Annotated in this window: 14 protein-coding genes; 9 read left to right on the top strand and 5 right to left on the bottom strand. The window is 68.9% G+C overall.

Features of this window, described 5'->3' with window-relative positions; translation table 11 throughout:
- The first annotated feature begins 8 nt into the window (after positions 1-8).
- Positions 9-863, top strand: coding sequence for a TatD family hydrolase (locus tag ACIBG8_RS48680; protein ID WP_397350148.1), 855 nt, complete (start codon positions 9-11; stop codon positions 861-863).
- Between the two features lie 150 nt (positions 864-1,013).
- Positions 1,014-1,850: a ubiquitin-like domain-containing protein gene (locus ACIBG8_RS48675; RefSeq protein WP_397350147.1), complete on the top strand. Its 837-nt coding sequence runs from the start codon at positions 1,014-1,016 to the stop codon at positions 1,848-1,850.
- On the opposite strand, the gene ACIBG8_RS48670 is transcribed toward ACIBG8_RS48675, so the two are convergent.
- From ACIBG8_RS48670 to ACIBG8_RS48660, 3 genes are read right to left on the bottom strand one after another with little or no spacing between them, the layout of a single operon-like run.
- Positions 1,843-2,880 (bottom strand): VCBS repeat-containing protein, encoded by a 1,038-nt coding sequence (locus ACIBG8_RS48670; protein ID WP_397350146.1) that lies wholly within the window; start codon positions 2,878-2,880, stop codon positions 1,843-1,845. The two genes, ACIBG8_RS48675 and ACIBG8_RS48670, sit on opposite strands and share 8 nt — an antisense overlap.
- Complete coding sequence (locus ACIBG8_RS48665; protein WP_397350145.1) at positions 2,877-4,058, bottom strand: FG-GAP-like repeat-containing protein; 1,182 nt, start codon at positions 4,056-4,058, stop codon at positions 2,877-2,879. Before ACIBG8_RS48665 ends, ACIBG8_RS48670 begins: the two co-directional genes overlap by 4 nt.
- Entirely contained in the window at positions 4,055-5,572 is a 1,518-nt protein-coding gene (locus ACIBG8_RS48660) for a serine/threonine-protein kinase (RefSeq protein ID WP_397350144.1), read from the bottom strand. Before ACIBG8_RS48660 ends, ACIBG8_RS48665 begins: the two co-directional genes overlap by 4 nt.
- A gap of 85 nt (positions 5,573-5,657) precedes the next feature.
- On the opposite strand from ACIBG8_RS48660, the gene rsmA reads away from it, so the two are divergent.
- The 3 genes from rsmA to ACIBG8_RS48645 all read left to right on the top strand — a co-directional run bounded on the left by rsmA (position 5,658) and on the right by ACIBG8_RS48645 (position 8,695).
- The gene (gene rsmA / locus ACIBG8_RS48655) at positions 5,658-6,506 is read left to right on the top strand and encodes a 16S rRNA (adenine(1518)-N(6)/adenine(1519)-N(6))-dimethyltransferase RsmA (protein ID WP_397350143.1); all 849 of its coding nucleotides are present in this window, start codon (positions 5,658-5,660) and stop codon (positions 6,504-6,506) included.
- A gap of 4 nt (positions 6,507-6,510) precedes the next feature.
- Positions 6,511-6,966 carry a redox-sensitive transcriptional activator SoxR gene (soxR, locus tag ACIBG8_RS48650; protein WP_397350142.1) on the top strand — a complete coding sequence of 152 codons (456 nt, stop codon included), beginning with the start codon at positions 6,511-6,513 and terminating at the stop codon, positions 6,964-6,966.
- A 550-nt stretch (positions 6,967-7,516) separates the two neighbouring features.
- The gene (locus ACIBG8_RS48645; protein ID WP_397350141.1) at positions 7,517-8,695 is read left to right on the top strand and encodes an NlpC/P60 family protein; all 1,179 of its coding nucleotides are present in this window, start codon (positions 7,517-7,519) and stop codon (positions 8,693-8,695) included.
- A 381-nt stretch (positions 8,696-9,076) separates the two neighbouring features.
- On the opposite strand, the gene ACIBG8_RS48640 is transcribed toward ACIBG8_RS48645, so the two are convergent.
- A complete protein-coding gene (locus ACIBG8_RS48640; RefSeq protein ID WP_397350470.1) occupies positions 9,077-9,805 on the bottom strand; it encodes an arginase family protein in 729 nt (242 codons plus the stop codon).
- 676 nt (positions 9,806-10,481) lie between these two features.
- Between ACIBG8_RS48640 and ACIBG8_RS48635 the strand changes: the two genes are divergently transcribed.
- Positions 10,482-11,381 carry a 4-(cytidine 5'-diphospho)-2-C-methyl-D-erythritol kinase gene (locus ACIBG8_RS48635; protein ID WP_397350140.1) on the top strand — a complete coding sequence of 300 codons (900 nt, stop codon included), beginning with the start codon at positions 10,482-10,484 and terminating at the stop codon, positions 11,379-11,381.
- Positions 11,382-12,005: 624 nt separating this feature from the next.
- Positions 12,006-13,790, top strand: a complete 1,785-nt coding sequence (locus tag ACIBG8_RS48630; protein ID WP_397350139.1) for an ABC-F family ATP-binding cassette domain-containing protein — start codon at positions 12,006-12,008, stop codon at positions 13,788-13,790.
- Positions 13,791-13,793: 3 nt separating this feature from the next.
- On the opposite strand, the gene ACIBG8_RS48625 is transcribed toward ACIBG8_RS48630, so the two are convergent.
- The gene (locus ACIBG8_RS48625) at positions 13,794-14,294 is read right to left on the bottom strand and encodes a MarR family winged helix-turn-helix transcriptional regulator (RefSeq protein ID WP_397350138.1); all 501 of its coding nucleotides are present in this window, start codon (positions 14,292-14,294) and stop codon (positions 13,794-13,796) included.
- Between the two features lie 56 nt (positions 14,295-14,350).
- Between ACIBG8_RS48625 and ACIBG8_RS48620 the strand changes: the two genes are divergently transcribed.
- On the top strand, positions 14,351-15,118 hold the full coding sequence (locus tag ACIBG8_RS48620; protein ID WP_397350137.1) for a trans-aconitate 2-methyltransferase: 768 nt from the start codon (positions 14,351-14,353) through the stop codon (positions 15,116-15,118).
- Entirely contained in the window at positions 15,115-15,441 is a 327-nt protein-coding gene (locus ACIBG8_RS48615) for a glyoxalase (protein ID WP_397350136.1), read from the top strand. The genes ACIBG8_RS48620 and ACIBG8_RS48615 overlap by 4 nt, the downstream gene beginning before the upstream one ends.
- Positions 15,442-15,485: the final 44 nt, after the last annotated feature.

Genomic DNA, 15,485 nt, shown 5'->3' with positions numbered 1-15,485 from the left:
TTAGGCGGGTGAGCACGCTTCCCGACGCCCCGGACCCGCTGTCTGCTGAGGTCTTCGACAGCCACTGCCACCTCGACATCATGGTGGGCAAGCGGCAGGCCTCATCAGGCGATCCCGTCGCGCAGGCGGCCCAGGCGGCCGCCGCCTCGATCGACGGCATCCTGGCCGAGTCGAAGGCCGTCGGGGTGACCCGGTTGGTGACGATCGGCTATGACCTGCCGTCTTCGCAGTGGGGCGCTGCGCTGGCCGCGGACTTTTCGGATATTTACGCTGGTGTGGCGATCCATCCGAACGAGGCGCACGCGGCCACGCCCGAGGTGCTCGCCGAGATCGAGGAGCTGGCCAGGCAGCCCAAGGTCAGGGCGGTGGGGGAGACCGGGCTCGACTACTTCCGCGACTGGGCCGCGCAGGACGACCAGCACGCGAGCTTCCGCGCGCACATCGAGATCGCCAAGCGCACCGGGAAGGCGCTGGTGATCCACGACCGGGACGCGCACGACGACGTGCTGAAGGTGCTGGCGTCCGAAGGCGCTCCCCCAGTCGTGATTTTTCACAGCTTCTCCGGCGATGCCGACATGGCGCGCAAGTGCGTTGAGGCCGGATATTTCATGTCTTTTTCCGGGCCTGTCACCTACAAGAACGCCGCTTATCTGCGCGAGGCCGCTGCCGTCGCGCCCCTGGAGCTGATCCTCGTCGAGACGGACGCTCCCTACCTGCCGCCCGTGCCGCACCGGGGCAGGCCCAACGCGCCCTACCTGATCCCGCTGATCGTGCGCTGCCTGGCCGAGGTCAAGAGCGTGCATGAGGACGAGCTGTGCCGGGCCATCAGTGCCAACGGGACTACTGCCTTCGGCACGTGGTGACCATCTTTCCCCGATCCGGTTGAGGCGATCTTTGGGACGGGACTAGCGTCGGGCGCCCGAGCCCCGGAGGGTCCTGTGAGAGGAAAGAGGCGCGCGCCGCGCGAACCGTTTCCCTGGCGCTCGCCGTGGGTTCTGGGAGCCTGTGCGGCGGTGGCGCTGACCGCGATCGCCCTGGTCACAGCCGCGAACCTGGGCAAGCAGGTGCAACTCATCGTGGACGGAAGATCCGTCGCGATGCGCACCTTCGCCGACAATGTCTACGATCTGCTCGATCAGGCGGACGTCTCCGTCGGCTTCGGCGACACCCTCTACCCGTCGGGCCAGGACGACGTGGTCGACGGCGCGCAGATCATCGTGCGGCACGGCCGTCCCGTCACGGTGACCGTCGATGGGCGCTCGATCACCCGCATGGTGACCGCGACCGACGTGGCGGGCGCGCTGGCCGAGATGGCCATCAACCACGCGGGTGGGCGGCTGTCCGTGCCGCCTGAGGGCGCGCTGCCCGCTTCCGGGCTGTCGGTGTTCACCGCCCGGCGCGTCTACGTGGTCAGGGGGTCCGTGCGCCGCGAGACCGTCACGACGGGCGCCACCGTGGGCGAGGTGCTCAAGCAGGAGGGCGTACGGCTGCGCCGCGGCGACCGGGTGAGCCCGGCGCTGAGCGCGTTCCCCAAGGACGGCACCGTGATCAGGGTGGTGACCGCGATGCCCCAGCACGCGATTCCGATCCAGGCGGCGGTGGCCAAGCTCAACTGGGCGGCGCTGGCGGCGTGCGAGTCGCACGGCAATCCGCGCGCGGTCAACGCGGGCGGGCCCTACTACGGCCTGTACCAGTTCAACCTGGCGATGTGGCAGGCGGTCGGCGGCACCAGGACGCCGAACGTGTGGCCCGCTGCCGAGCAGACCTATCGGGCGCAGCTCCTCTACCAGCGGGTGGGCGGGCGGTGGCAGGGGCAGTGGCCGCACTGCGGCGCCCGGCTGTTCAGCTGAGCACGTCCGCGCGCATGGTGATGGGCTCGCCGTCGAGGAAGGTGACCGACCGGGCCGTCTCGCTGGCCTTGAGGTCTCCTTTGCCGAGCAGCCGCAGGGTGGGGGAGGGGCCTGGCCAGAGGGCGGCCGCCTGGCCGTTCGTGGAGGCCAGCCGTACCGGCTCGAACTTCGGAGCGTTTCGCGGTCTGGCCACGGTGCGGGACGGGTGCAGGTCGAGGTCGTAGAACTGGACCTTGCCGCAGTCCGCGCCGCCCACCGCCAGGCCGACGCCCTCGATGTGGACCAGGCTCTGGCCGAACTCGCACAGACCGCCGTCGTCGATCTTCGGCGGGGTGAGCATGGCGCCGCTCAGCCGGTCGGCGTTCACGTCGTCGATGACCGTGACCGCGCCGACCTCGCCCTCATAGGGTGCGCCGACTGCTAGGGCCACCTTTCCCGACGCCATCGGGCCGAGCGCCACCTCGGTTCCGAACTGGTCGAGCGGGTCGCTGTCGCCCGGAACGCCCATCGTGTCCTGGGTGATCGTGCGCTCGACCGTGCCGCGCCTGGCCAGGTGCACGGCGTTCTCGTGGGGCGCGCCGATGGCGATCACGTCGCCGTGGGCGGCCAGCGACCAGCCGAAGGTGGCGCCGTCCTTGGGCTGCCTGGCGGTGATGCGCTGGGGTGGCCGGGCCGCTCCGCCGTACAGGATGTAGACCGCGCCCGCCTCCTTGCCGCCGACGTCCGCGTACGGCGCGCCGACCACCAGGTCGGCGCAGCCGTCGCCGTCGACCTTGGCGAAGGTCAGCGCGGCGCCGAAGCCGTCGTGCGCGCCGAGCTCGGGGGACGGCAGCTTGACCACCTTGCCCGCGGTCAGCAGGCGGACGGCGCCGCCCGCGACCCAGGGGTCGCCGATGGCGACGTCGTCGCGGCCGTCGCCGTCGAAGTCGTGCGCGCTCGCCTTAGCGCAATCGGCTGGTTTGGCGGGATTGTCGGTGGTTTGCGTGCAGGCCGTGGTGACGAGCACGATGGCGAGCACCGCGCGCTTCATCCCGCTACGGATGCGCCGAAGTCGGCGCCCTTCGCGGGTCCCGAAATTTCCGGCTTTTCGGCGTTACGTCCGGCGAGGAACACCGTGCCGTAGGGGCTGGCGTCCGGGGCTCCGGCCACGACGCGGTTCTCGCTGAAGGCCACCGACCAACCGTAGCGAGCGTCGGGCTGCGGATCGGGGGCGATCGTGCGAATGTCGGCGGTGTCCCTGGGCGAGAACACCTGCACCGCGCCCGTCCTGTCCGGTCCGCCCAGCGGCGTCCCTACCGCGAACCTGCCGTCGGCCGAGGCGGCCAGCGAGACGCCCATCTGCACCTGGACGGACTTCGTCGGCTTCAGGTTGCCGTCGAAGAGCTGGACGAAACCGCCCTTCGGCGCGCTGATCGCCAGCCCGGCCGCGTCGGAGTAGGCCACCGCGTAACCGAACCTGTCGCCGCTCGTCCGCTCGGGAACCTCCCACTTGGTGGCGGTGATCGTCGCCGCGTTGACGTCGTTGATCACCGTCATCGAGCCGGAGTCGATCTTCCCGGTGCCGACCTGCCTGCCCGCCCCGTCGTCGTTCTCGTACGGCACGCCGATCACCAGGCTGTTGCGCGGGCCGAACGTCAGCGCCCAGCCGAACTGGTCGCCCACCTCGCCGTTGCCGGGGATGTCCGGCTGCTCCTGGCTGATCCTGCGCAGCTTGTCGGCCGCGCCCACGTACACCGCGCCGGCGTCCGCCTGGCCCTTCTCGTCCTCGTACGGCGCGCCGATCGCGATCAGGTTGCCCTTCGCGGCCAGCGACCAGCCGAAATGCGCGTCGCGTTGCGGTTCTGGGGCGGTGATGCGCTTGGGGGGCTGGGTGGCTCCGCCGTACACGACGTAGACCGCTCCGGCGTCCACCGCGCCGTCCACGTCGGCGTAGGGGGCGCCGATCACGAGGTCGGCGCAGCTGTCCTGGTCGACCCTGGCCAGCCGTACGGCCCAGCCGTACCCCTCCGCCTCGCCGAGCTGCGGGGAGGGGACCGCGGTGACCTTGCCGCCGGACAGGATGTGCACGGCCCCGGGACCGGCCAGCGGGTCGCCGACGACCACGTCGTCGCGGCCGTCCTGGTCGAAGTCGGACGGGGCGCAGGCCTTCTGCGCGGTCGTGCCGTTGACCAGCGGAATCGCCAGGAGCAGGGCGAGCAGGAGCTTCACAGGCGCACCTCGATCTGCTTGCCGCCGTCGAACAGGGTTCCCCTGAGCAGCGCCGGTTTGCGCACGGGCGGGAGGTCGAAGACGGTGACGCCCTCGATCCTGGCGCCCGGGGCGATCGCGCCGGGCAGCTTGGTGGAGACGTCCAGCGGGTCGTGCGCGCTGCCCCTGTCGTCGACCAGGGTGACCGTGGGGGTGGTGAGGGGTTCGAGCTCGCCGCCCGGGTTCAGCATCGTCCAGCGGACGACACACAGCTGGCCCTTGGTCTGCTTCGTGCCCTGGTAGTCGGACACGCCGCACTCGGGCTTGGCGCTGACCACGAGCTGGACGCCGTCGAAGTCGTCGCTCAGGTTGTAGCGATGGCCGATGTCGTTGGGGGCCTGGGCCTCCTCCGACGTGGACGCGGACGGTTGGGGGCGGACGCTCCCTGGGGTTCTGGCGGTGATCAGGACGGCGGCGGTCACGGCCAGCGCGAGCAGGGCGGCTCCTGCGGCGATCAGCCAGCGGTTGCCGCGCTTCTTGGCGCTCTCGGTGTCCTCGGTGTCTTCCGCGTATATCGCGTTTTTCGTCGTTTTGAAGGGAACCGGCGTCGGGCCGGTGACCGTACTGTCCACGACGTTCTGCGGCGGTTCCCAGGTCTGGCTGAGGATCTCGGTCGCCGGGTCGACGGTCTGCTGCTGGATGACCGTCGGGCTCGCGCCGCCCACCAGGGCGATCACCAGGTCCTGCGCCGTGGGCCTGCGCAGCGGCTCCATGTCGGTGGCCTGCCGTACCAGCTCGTTGAGGGGAGCGGGCAGCGCGCCGAGGTCGGGCGGGCTGTTCAGGACGCGGGTGGCCAGCGTGACGGCGTCGCCGCGGCCGAACGGGTGGCGTCCGCTACCGGCGTAGGCGACCAGGCAGCCCCAGGCGAAGATGTCGGCCGCTGGGGTGACCACGAGGCCGCGCACCTGCTCGGGGGCCCACCAGCCTGGGCTGCCGAGCAGCTCGCCGGACATGGTGAAACCGCTGTCGCGGTCCAGCGCCCGCGCGATGCCGAAGTCGATCACTCGCGGGCCGGACAGGGACAGGATGACGTTGGCCGGCTTGAGGTCGCGGTGCACGAGTCCGGACACGTGGATCGCGGCCAGCGCGGCCGCGACGCCGAGGGCGACGCCGTGGAGCGGTCCCGGGTCGAGGCCGCCGAACTTCGCGATCTGCTCGGAGAGGGGGATGCCCTCGATGTACTCGGTGACCATGTACGGCCGGCCGTCGGCGGTGTTGCCGTTGTCGAGGACCTGGGCGGTGCAGAACGACGCGACCCGCCGGGCGCTGTCGACCTCGGCGTGGAACCTGGCGGCGAAGCCCTCCTGGTTGGCGAACTCCGATTTGATGACCTTGACGGCGACATTTCGGCCGGTGGGGGCTCTGGCGAGAAAAACGGAACCCATGCCGCCCTCGCCCAGGCGGCCCAGGAGGCGGTAGGGGCCTATTTCCCTGGCGTCGGTGGGACGGAGTGGCGCGGCGCCCGTCGGCTCCATGGGGCACTCCTTCCTACGCGGTGGTTCTCGATGTTTTTCGATGCGGGAGACTGGTTGGATGACATGGGAGGACCGAGGAAACAGTATGAGCCTGCTTGGGCCGGTGGAAATACGTAATTTGGCTAACAAGCTAGACCTTCGGCCTACCAAGAAGTTCGGGCAGAACTTTGTGATCGATGGCGGGACGGTGCGGCGGATCGTGAAAACCGCCGATTTGTCACCAGATGATGTGGTTATCGAGGTGGGTCCTGGGTTGGGCTCGCTGACGTTGGCGCTGTTGTCGGCAGTGTCACATGTGGTGGCGGTGGAGATCGACCCCGTGCTGGCGCGGCAGTTGCCGTTGACCGTTGACTCTCGGGGTTTGTCCGACAGCCTGACCGTGGTCGAGGCTGACGCGATGCGGGTGGATAGCTCCGCTTTTTCCGGATATATACCGACAGCGCTGGTTGCTAACCTTCCTTACAACGTGTCCGTTCCTGTCCTCCTTCACCTCCTTGAGGTGTTGCCGTCCCTACGGTCTGGTCTGGTGATGGTGCAGGCGGAGGTGGCCGACCGGTTGGCCGCCGGTCCCGGCTCCAAGGTGTACGGCGTGCCGTCCGTCAAGGCCGCCTGGTATGCCGACGTGCGGCGAGCGGGTCCGGTGAGCCGCAGCGTCTTCTGGCCGGTCCCGAACGTGGACTCAGGCCTGGTCTCCCTGGTCAGGCGCGACCCGCCGGTGACGACGGCCTCCCGGGCCGAGGTCTTCGCCGTGATCGACGCGGCCTTCGCGCAGCGCCGCAAGACCCTGCGCGCGGCCCTGGCCGGGTGGGCCGGCTCCGCCGTACAGGCCGAGGAGGCGTTGCGCGGGGCCTCGGTAGACCCCTCAACCCGAGGCGAGCAACTGGACGTGACGGCCTTCGCCCGCATCGCCGAACATAAACCAAGGTCTAGCTAGACTCGTGGCTGTGCTGTCGTGGAAGGCATATCAGCTAACAATCGGCGATTTGTCCGACCGCAGCGGCGTCCCTACGTCAGCGTTGCGTTTCTACGAACGCGAAGGCTTGATCTTCAGCCGCCGGACGGCGGGCAACCAGCGCCGCTACACAAGAGACACCCTGCGCCGGGTGGCCTTCATCCGCGTTTCCCAGCGTGTGGGCATCCCGCTGGCCATGATCCGCGACGTACTGGCTCTGCTCCCCGAGGGACGAACCCCGACCCGGGAGGACTGGGCCAGGGTCTCCCAGTGCTGGCAGGGCGAGCTGACGAACCGGATCGAACAGCTGACGAGACTTCGCGACAACCTGACGGACTGTATTGGTTGCGGCTGCCTCTCCTTGGACCGCTGCGCCCTGGCCAACCCCCAGGACACCCTGGCCACCCAAGGCCCCGGCCCCCACCGCCTCCTAAACCCCTAATTCCACCTCGCCCCTCGGCCCTCACCCACCACCCCGCCCTCACCCACCGCCCCGGCCCTCAGCCTCCACTCCGGCCGTCAGCCCTCGCCCTCCACCCCGCCCGCGGCTCACACTCTCCACCTCAGCCCCCACGCTCCACCCGCGCCGCCACGCTCACTGGTCATCACCCACCGGTCCCGCACCCGCTGCCTGCGGCCTCGCGCGCTCCACCCCGCGCCCACCCCCCGCGCCCATCGGTCCTGCAGCCACCGGTCCCGCACCCATTGCCTGCACCCTTGCGCGCACTACCCCGCCCCCAGCAGTCCTGCGCCCACCGCCCTCGCCTCGGCCGATTCCCGCAGGGCCGTCATCAGCCAGCACCCTGAGTGCAACCCCCATCACGCACTATCCACAGCCCCAGCTCACCGCCAGCGCCGTCATCCACAGAACCCCGCTCGGCCCCATCCCACCACCCCCTGCCACACGATCCTGAGCCGGCCGTACTCAACATCAACCCAGCTCAGGAGGCACCCCCCATGACCACCCCCCACTCCCCGCTGGACGGTGCCTGATGTGGTTCCTCATCAGCGGCGGAGTCCTCGCAACACTGAGCGCCTTCCCCACAGCCACCACACCCCCCGACGACATGAGCGACAAGGCATGCGTAGGCACCATCGCCGTCCCCACCGCCGACGCCAAGCTCCTGGAGCCCAAAACCCCAAACCCACCCACTGAAACCCCCGACCCCCACCCCCCACGCATCATCTACATAGCCCGCCCCTCAACCCCGACCACAGCCACTCTCACCATCGCCCTCCCACCAGAAGCCTGCACAAACACCCCATCCACCGAACAGCCCCTGAAACAGGCAGGCGCCCCTCACGAAGCCACGTCCCCCCAGTCCGCTGTCCAATGGGCCAGAGCCGCACACCCACCCCCCACCTGGGACAACTCCGCCATAACCGCATGGCTGAAGAAGTGGCGCCACCCCCTCCGCCAAACCCCCAAGGAATGGTTCACCCCCACAGGGACCACCCCCTGGAAGACCTCCACCCCGACCACCCCCAGCAGGGAGAGCGAACCCCCGAACACCTTCTGGACTAACACCAAGCCAAGCTGGAACGACCCCGACCTCCCCACCCCCAGCTGGTACGGCAAGCTCCCCCAAACCCCCCGAGACCACACCGACCCCCCAAACACCAGCCGGAACGAACCCCCAGACACCACCGAGCCAAACAACGACCACCCCCCAAAGCCGCCAAAGGACCGAAGCACCCCAAACACCCCCAGCGACAACACAGACCCGCCCCCCAAGCAGGACACCAAGCCCCCCACCCAAACCAAGGGCGAGACAGCAGCCAATGCCGCCCTGGCCCGCCTGGGAACCCCGTTCTCCTGGGGTGGCGGCTCCTCGTCAGGCCCCACCCGAGGCATAGGAAGAGGCGCGACCACAGTCGGCTTCGACTGCAGCGGCCTAGCCCTCTACGCCTGGTCCAAGGCAGGCATCAAACTCGGCCACTACACAGGCACCCAGTTCCACCAGGGCAAACCCATCGCCCTGGGTGACCTACGCAAGGGCGACCTGCTCTTCTTCGGCGGCGGCTCCGGCGACCCCACCCACGTAGGCATCTACCTGGGCGCCGGAGTAATGATCCACGCCCCGAAAACAGGCGACGTAGTGAAGAAAACCCAGTTCCTGAACTCCACCTACTACCGCCCGATCTACCGAGGCGCCGTCCGCCCCGGCTGACCACAGCACCTCAACCGCAGCCATCCTTGGTGACCCACACAACATCGCCCGGAGCCAACTCGCGGCAAACCACGACGAAGCCGCTTGGGGCCAGCCCCGATTACCGGTAGACGACCCCACGCGGAGCCAGCCTCCAGCCGGTCACGGATCACCGCCGTGAAACCGCCTGCAGTCCACCTCCTGCCGCCCCTGAAACGACAACCCGATCACGGACGTCCTACTCCCCTGCATGCACCGTCTACATCCGCAGGGGAGTAGGGCAAAGGAAAGCCAGCGACAGGCACGACACCTGAGAGGTGCCGCAGCCACGCCATCCCTGAGCTGCCACGCCATCTCCGAAGTGCAGCGGTCAGGCAACCTCAGAGATGCACCACTACCGCCCTACGACGCACAAACCTTGACCAGCGCCTCAACCAGCGGCCCAAGCAGTTCCCGGTCCTCAACACGGCCCGGTTCGTACTCAGTGATCCCCAGCCCAACCACCCGAAACCGCCCAGCAACCGACCTGACCAGCTCAAGCAACTGCTCAGGCAGCAACCCGCCAGGCGCAGGAGACCCCACAGCCCCAAACACAGAGGGCTCCAACACATCCAAATCGACATGCACATAAACGACCGCGTCGCCCGCAGCAGAGGCGATCGCATCCCCTAGAACCGCAGACCCACCCCCGGAACCAGCCGTCAGATCGCCCACAGTCAGGTGACGAACCCCCGCCGCCTCGATGAACGACGTCTCGCCCAGGTCCAGATCCCGAGCCCCCGCCAGCACAACCCTGCCAGCCGCCACCCCCAGCGCAGGAACCAGCTCAGCATGCCCCTCGCCCGTCAGAGCCCGAAGGACCATCCCATGGAAAGCCCCAGACGGCGACGAAGCGGGCGTATTGAGATCACCATGCGCATCAAACCACAGCACCACGAGCCGCTCACCAAACCGCCGAACAGCCTCCGCCACCGGCGCGAGCTCAACCCCACAGTCCCCGCCAACAGTGACCACGAACCCGCCACCCGCCGCATCCAGCGCCTCCCGGACGCTCTCCGCATTAGCGGCCAGCTCAGCCGGGCTGTTCCCGTCCACAACCTCCACCCGAGTACGACGAGCCACAGCAGTCATTTCGGCAAGCGCCGCGGCCCCCTCGCGAAGCCGCTGCGCCGTCTCAGACCCAGACGCCCGCCACTGCGGCACCTCAACCACAGTCACCGACGACAACCCAGCATCCCCACCGATATCCACCACCCCGCCAGCCTGCCACACCCCCCAAACCACCCCACCTGCCCGCCCACCTGCAAAGCTTCTCCCCACCCCGCCCACCCAAGAGGCTTCGAACTGGCCCGCCCCACCTGCCCGCCCAGAGTCCCGGCCCGCTCCACCCGCCCGCCCGCCCAGCCCGCGGACCGCCCGACCGCCCGACCGCCCGACCGCACGACCGCCCGGACCGCCCGGACCGCTCGATCGTCCGCGAGGTTTCGGGCTGGTCCCGCCCCGCTAACCCGCCCGGGAGGCTTCGCGCCGTCCTATCCCGCCCGGCTGCCTGGGAGTTTGGACCGACGACGCCGGACCAGCCCTGGGCGGGTCTCTCCACAGACCTGTTAGGTCGTCGTGGCACGTTGCGTCGATGGAGTAATCCCCGAGCGATGGCTGCTGTGGTCGCTCGATGGGACCCGAGGGAAGCGGCTCAGCGGGGTGGGGGCTGGGTGGGGACTTGTCGGATGGTTTGCGTGGGGGAGAACCGGGTCCCGATAGCATCGGGAGCCTTGACCCTGACGGCGATGAGAGTGGCAGAAGATCGATGAGTTCGGTGACCGTACGGGTGCCAGCGAAGGTCAACGTCCAACTGTCCGTAGGTCCCCTCCGGGACGATGGCTACCACGACCTGGTCAACGTCTTCCACGCGGTGTCGATCTTCGACGAGGTGGTCGCCAAGGAGTCCGAGGGGCTCTCCGTGAAGGTCGTGGGGGAGTCCGCCGAGCTGGTGCCGCTCGATGACAGCAACCTGGCGATCCAGGCGGCTCGGGCGCTGGCCAAGCACGCCGGGCGCACCTACGGCGTCGAGCTGGTGATCACCAAGGCGATCCCGGTCGCGGGTGGCATGGCGGGTGGCAGTGCGGACGCTGCCGGGGCGCTCATCGCGTGCAACGAGCTCTGGGGGCTCGGACTGCCGCGCGAGGATCTCATGGAGATCGCTGCGGATCTGGGGAGTGATGTCCCGTTCTCGCTGATGGGCGGCACTGCCTTGGGGACGGGCAGGGGTGAGCAGCTCACGCCTGTTGAGACGGCTGGACGGTTTCATTGGGTGTTTGCGGTGGCTGATGGGGGGTTGTCGACCGCGCGGGTCTATGCGGAGTGCGACCGGCTTCGTGAGGCGACGGGGACTCGGGTGGGGTGGCCGCAGGTCAACGAGGCTTTGCTGGCGGCGCTCAAGGCGGGTGATGCGCGGGCATTGGGGGCGGAGCTCACGAACGACCTCCAACCGGCGGCGTTGATGCTGCGTCGGTCGCTCGCGCGGACGTTGGACGCTGGGCGGGGTTCGGGGGCGCTCGGGGCGATCGTGTCTGGGTCTGGGCCTACTTGTGCGTTCCTGGTGGGGGATGAGGAGCATGCGCACGACCTGGCGGCGTCCTTGACCAGCCTCGGTGTCGCCCGCACCGCCGTGCCCACCTACGGCCCGGCCGTTCCGCACATCGCCTGAACCATCCGCCGATCTCCCGCACCTCGCCGATCCGCTTCAACCGCCTTCTTGTACGGCTGGCGCCAGGGGATCGCTCACCGCCGCACGGGGTTCGGTCCGTCGTGGCGATGCTCGGGCGCGTGGGCTGAGCGCCGCAACGACGGTGTGCCAGGCGTCTTCTTCGCTTTCCACCTTCACCACCACGTCGAGTGCGGGCGCGCGTGCCGGGCGTGGGAGGACTTGGGCCCACGTGGGCTCGGGGCTGGGGAAGGCTTGGGCCCACGGCAGTCCCACAGGCCCACGGCAGTCCCACGGGGCCGTGAGGAGTGCGGGGCCGTGAGGAGTGCGGGGCCGTGAGGAGTGCGGGGCCGTGAGGAGTGCGGGGCCGTGAGGAGTGCGGGGCCGAGAGAGGTGCGGGGCCGGAGGTAGGTGCGGCGTCGGAGGTGGGCGCTGGGCCGGAGGTGGGCGCTGGGCCGGAGGTGGGTGCGGCGTCGGAGGTGGGCGCGGGGCCGTGGGCTGGGCTGGGCTGTGGGGGAGCCGGGTGGCGGGCAGTACCTGGGGACTGGTCGTACCGGGTTCCTGATGCTGGCCGTACCCCGATATCGGTGTGGTCCCGGTTCAGGGAGCGGATACGCTGGTGGCGCGATGAATCTGGTCAATCTTGAGTCTGTCTCCCACGCCTACGGCCCCAAGCCGCTCCTCCTAGACCTCTCCCTGGGGATCGAGGAAGGTGAGCGCATCGGCGTCGTCGGCCGCAACGGCGGCGGCAAGAGCACGCTGATCTCCGTACTGGCCGCTCTGACCAAGCCCGACTCCGGCCGCGTGACCCACACCCGCGGCCTCCGCATAGGCCTGCTGTCCCAGCGCGACGACCTGGATCCTGAAAAATCCGTCAAGCAGATCGTCCTGGCCGATCGCGCTGAGCACGAGTGGGCGGGCGATCAGGGCATCAGGGAGATCCTGGCCAACCTCATCGGCGACCTCGACCTCGAAGCCAAGGCGAGCGACCTCTCGGGCGGTGAGCGCCGCCGTACGGCTCTCGCCAAGTTGCTCATCGAAGAGCACGACCTGATCATGCTCGACGAGCCCACCAACCACCTCGACATCGAGGCGATCGCCTGGCTGGCCCGGCACCTGGCGACCAGGAAGAGCGCGCTGCTGGTCGTGACGCACGACCGGTGGTTCCTCGACGCGGTGTCCACCAGGACCTGGGAGGTCGTGGACGGCAAGGTGGAGCGGTACGAAGGCGGATATGCCGCCTATGTGCTGGCGAAGGCCGAGCGCGCCCGCATCGCCGCGGCCGCCGAAGACCGCAGGCAGAACCTCATGCGCAAGGAGATCGCCTGGCTGCGCAGGGGCCCGCCGGCGCGCACCTCGAAGCCCAAGTTCCGCATCGACGCCGCCCAGGCGCTGATCGCCAACGAGCCGCCGCCGCGCGAGAGCGTGGAGCTGGTGAAGTTCGCCGCTGCGAGGCTCGGCAAGACCGTCTACGACCTCGAGGACGTCACCCTGCACGCGGGCGGCCCCGACACGGGACCGCTGGTGCTCGACCGCAGCACGTGGCAGTTCGGCCCAGGCGACCGCATCGGGCTGATCGGCGTGAACGGCTCGGGCAAGTCCTCCGTCCTGCGGTTGCTCGCCGACAGCGTCAAGCCGGACTCGGGCAAGGTGGTCAGAGGCAAGACGGTACGGCTCGCGCACTTGTCGCAGGAGCTCGCCGAGCTGGAGCCGACCAAGCGCGTGCTGGAGACGGTCGAGGAGATCCGCAAGTACATCCAGGTGGGCAAGAAGGAGTGGACCGCCTCCCAGCTGCTCGAACGCCTCGGCTTCAAGGGCGAGGCGCAGTGGAAGGTGGTCGGCGACCTGTCGGGCGGCGAGCGGCGGCGGCTGCAGTTGCTGCGCCTGCTCATGGACGACCCGAACGTGCTGCTGCTCGACGAGCCCACCAACGACCTCGACATCGAGACGCTGAACGAGCTCGAAGACCTGCTGGACGGCTGGCCGGGCACGCTGATCCTGGTGAGCCACGACCGCTACTTCCTGGAGCGGGTCGCCGACCGGTGCGTCGCGCTGCTCGGTGACGGGAAGCTGTCGATGCTGCCCGGCGGCGTGGACGAATACCTCGAACGCCGCGCCCGGGGCGCGGCCGTGACGGCACGCGTCGCCTCAGCCGTGGAAAGCGCCGAGGAGAAGCCCAAGGAGGCGTCCTCCGCCAAGGAGGATCGCGAGCTGCGCAAGGAGCTCCAGCGCCTGGAGCGGCAGCTCGACAAGCTGGCCGGGCAGGAGGCGAAGCTGCACGCGGCGATGGCCGACGCGGCCAGCGACTACGCCAAGCTCGGCTCGCTGGACGCGCAGCTCAAGGACATCCACACCCAGAAGGACGCAACCGAGGCCGAATGGCTGGAACTCGCCGACCGCCTGGGTGAGTAGCGGCTAGGAGTCGAAGGGCGTCAGGAGCGTTCTCAGCAGGTTGGCGAGGGCGCGCTGGTCGGCCGGGCCGAGGCCGGCCAGCAGCTCGTGTTCCCGGCGCAGCAGTCCTGAGAACGCGGCGTCCACCCTGGAGAGCCCGGTGTCGGTGAGCGTCACGAGGACGCCGCGGCGGTCTTCCGGGTCGGGGCGGCGGCGGACCAGACCGGCTTCGGCCAGGCGGTCGATGCGGTTGGTCATCGTGCCGGACGTCACCAACGTGGCGCGGAGCAACGCGCCAGGGCTCAGCTCGTACGGCTTGCCCGCACGTCGCAAAGCCGTCAACACGTCGAACTCCCAAGGCTCCAGCGAATGCTCGGCGAAAGCCGCCCGCCGGGCCCGGTCCAGGTGCTTGGCCAGCCGGGACACCCGTGAGAGCACCTGCAGAGGTTCGACGTCGAGGTCGGGGCGTTCCTGCCGCCACGACGCGACCAACCGGTCGACCTCGTCCTCATCGCCATTCGTCATGCAATGGAGTGTACTGTCTTGACATCGAGATATCTCTCTCGATATCAATTATCTCTATGTCAAGAGATATCTGGGACCCGGCGACCTATGCCAGATACGCCGACGAACGCTCGCGCCCCTTCTTCGACCTGACCAACCGCATCGATGCCGACAACCCCGATTATGTCGTCGATGCCGGTTGCGGATCAGGCGAACTCACCGCGGCCCTGGCCCGCAGATGGCCCAAGGCCACGGTCTACGGCTTCGACTCCTCACCCGCGATGATCACCAAGGCCCGCCAGATCGAGGGCGTCAGGTTCGACGTCGCCGACGTGACCCTCTGGCGCCCCGACCGGCCGATCGACGTGCTGGTCTCCAACGCCGTCCTGCAGTGGGTCCCCACCCACCAGGACCTGCTCGAACACTGGGCGGACGCGATCAGGCCCGGTGGCTGGCTGGCGTTCCAGATGCCGGGCAACTACGACGCCCCGAGCCACGCCCTGGTCCGTGAGCTCTGCAAGACCCCCGCCTGGAGCGACAGGCTCGGCGACTTCGACCGCCCGTGGCCGGTGAAGCAGCCGGTGGACTACGTGGACCAGCTGAGAGGCTTCCAAACCGACGCCTGGGAGACCACCTACATCCACATCCTCCGGGGCGACGACGCCGTCCTGAACTGGATCTCCGGCACGGCCCTGCGTCCCATCCTCGACCGCCTCACCGAAAAGGAAGCCGACCACTTCAAAAAGGATCTCAAGGAAAAGCTCGACGTCGCATATCCGCGCAAGCCGTACGGCACGCCGTTCCCCTTCAGGCGCATCTTCGTCGTAGGACGGAAGAAGAAATGATCAAAGCCCTGCACCACGTCCAGCTCGCCGCGCCCAAGGGCAGCGAGCCCCTGATGAGAGCCTTCTACACCGAGACCCTGGGCCTCCACGAGGTGGAGAAACCGCCGGAGCTGGCCAAACGCGGCGGCGTCTGGTTCAGAGGCGACGGTGTGGAGATCCACATCGGCATCGAGGACGACTTCCGCCCCGCGAAGAAGGCGCATCCGGCGTTCCTGGTGGACGAGCTGCCCGACGGGACCGTGGACGAGCTGTTCCCCGGCTACAGGCGCGTCTACGTCTTTGACCCCGTAGGCAACAGAATCGAGCTCCTGCAACCCGTGTGAAGTTCACCTTGCGGTGGCATCATGGCCCAAAACGGGACCAATGA

This window comes from Nonomuraea sp. NPDC050556, assembly GCF_044457355.1.
In the GTDB taxonomy this organism is placed as follows: Bacteria; Actinomycetota; Actinomycetes; order Streptosporangiales; family Streptosporangiaceae; genus Nonomuraea.
This window is presented reverse-complemented; position numbering and strand designations above follow the sequence as displayed.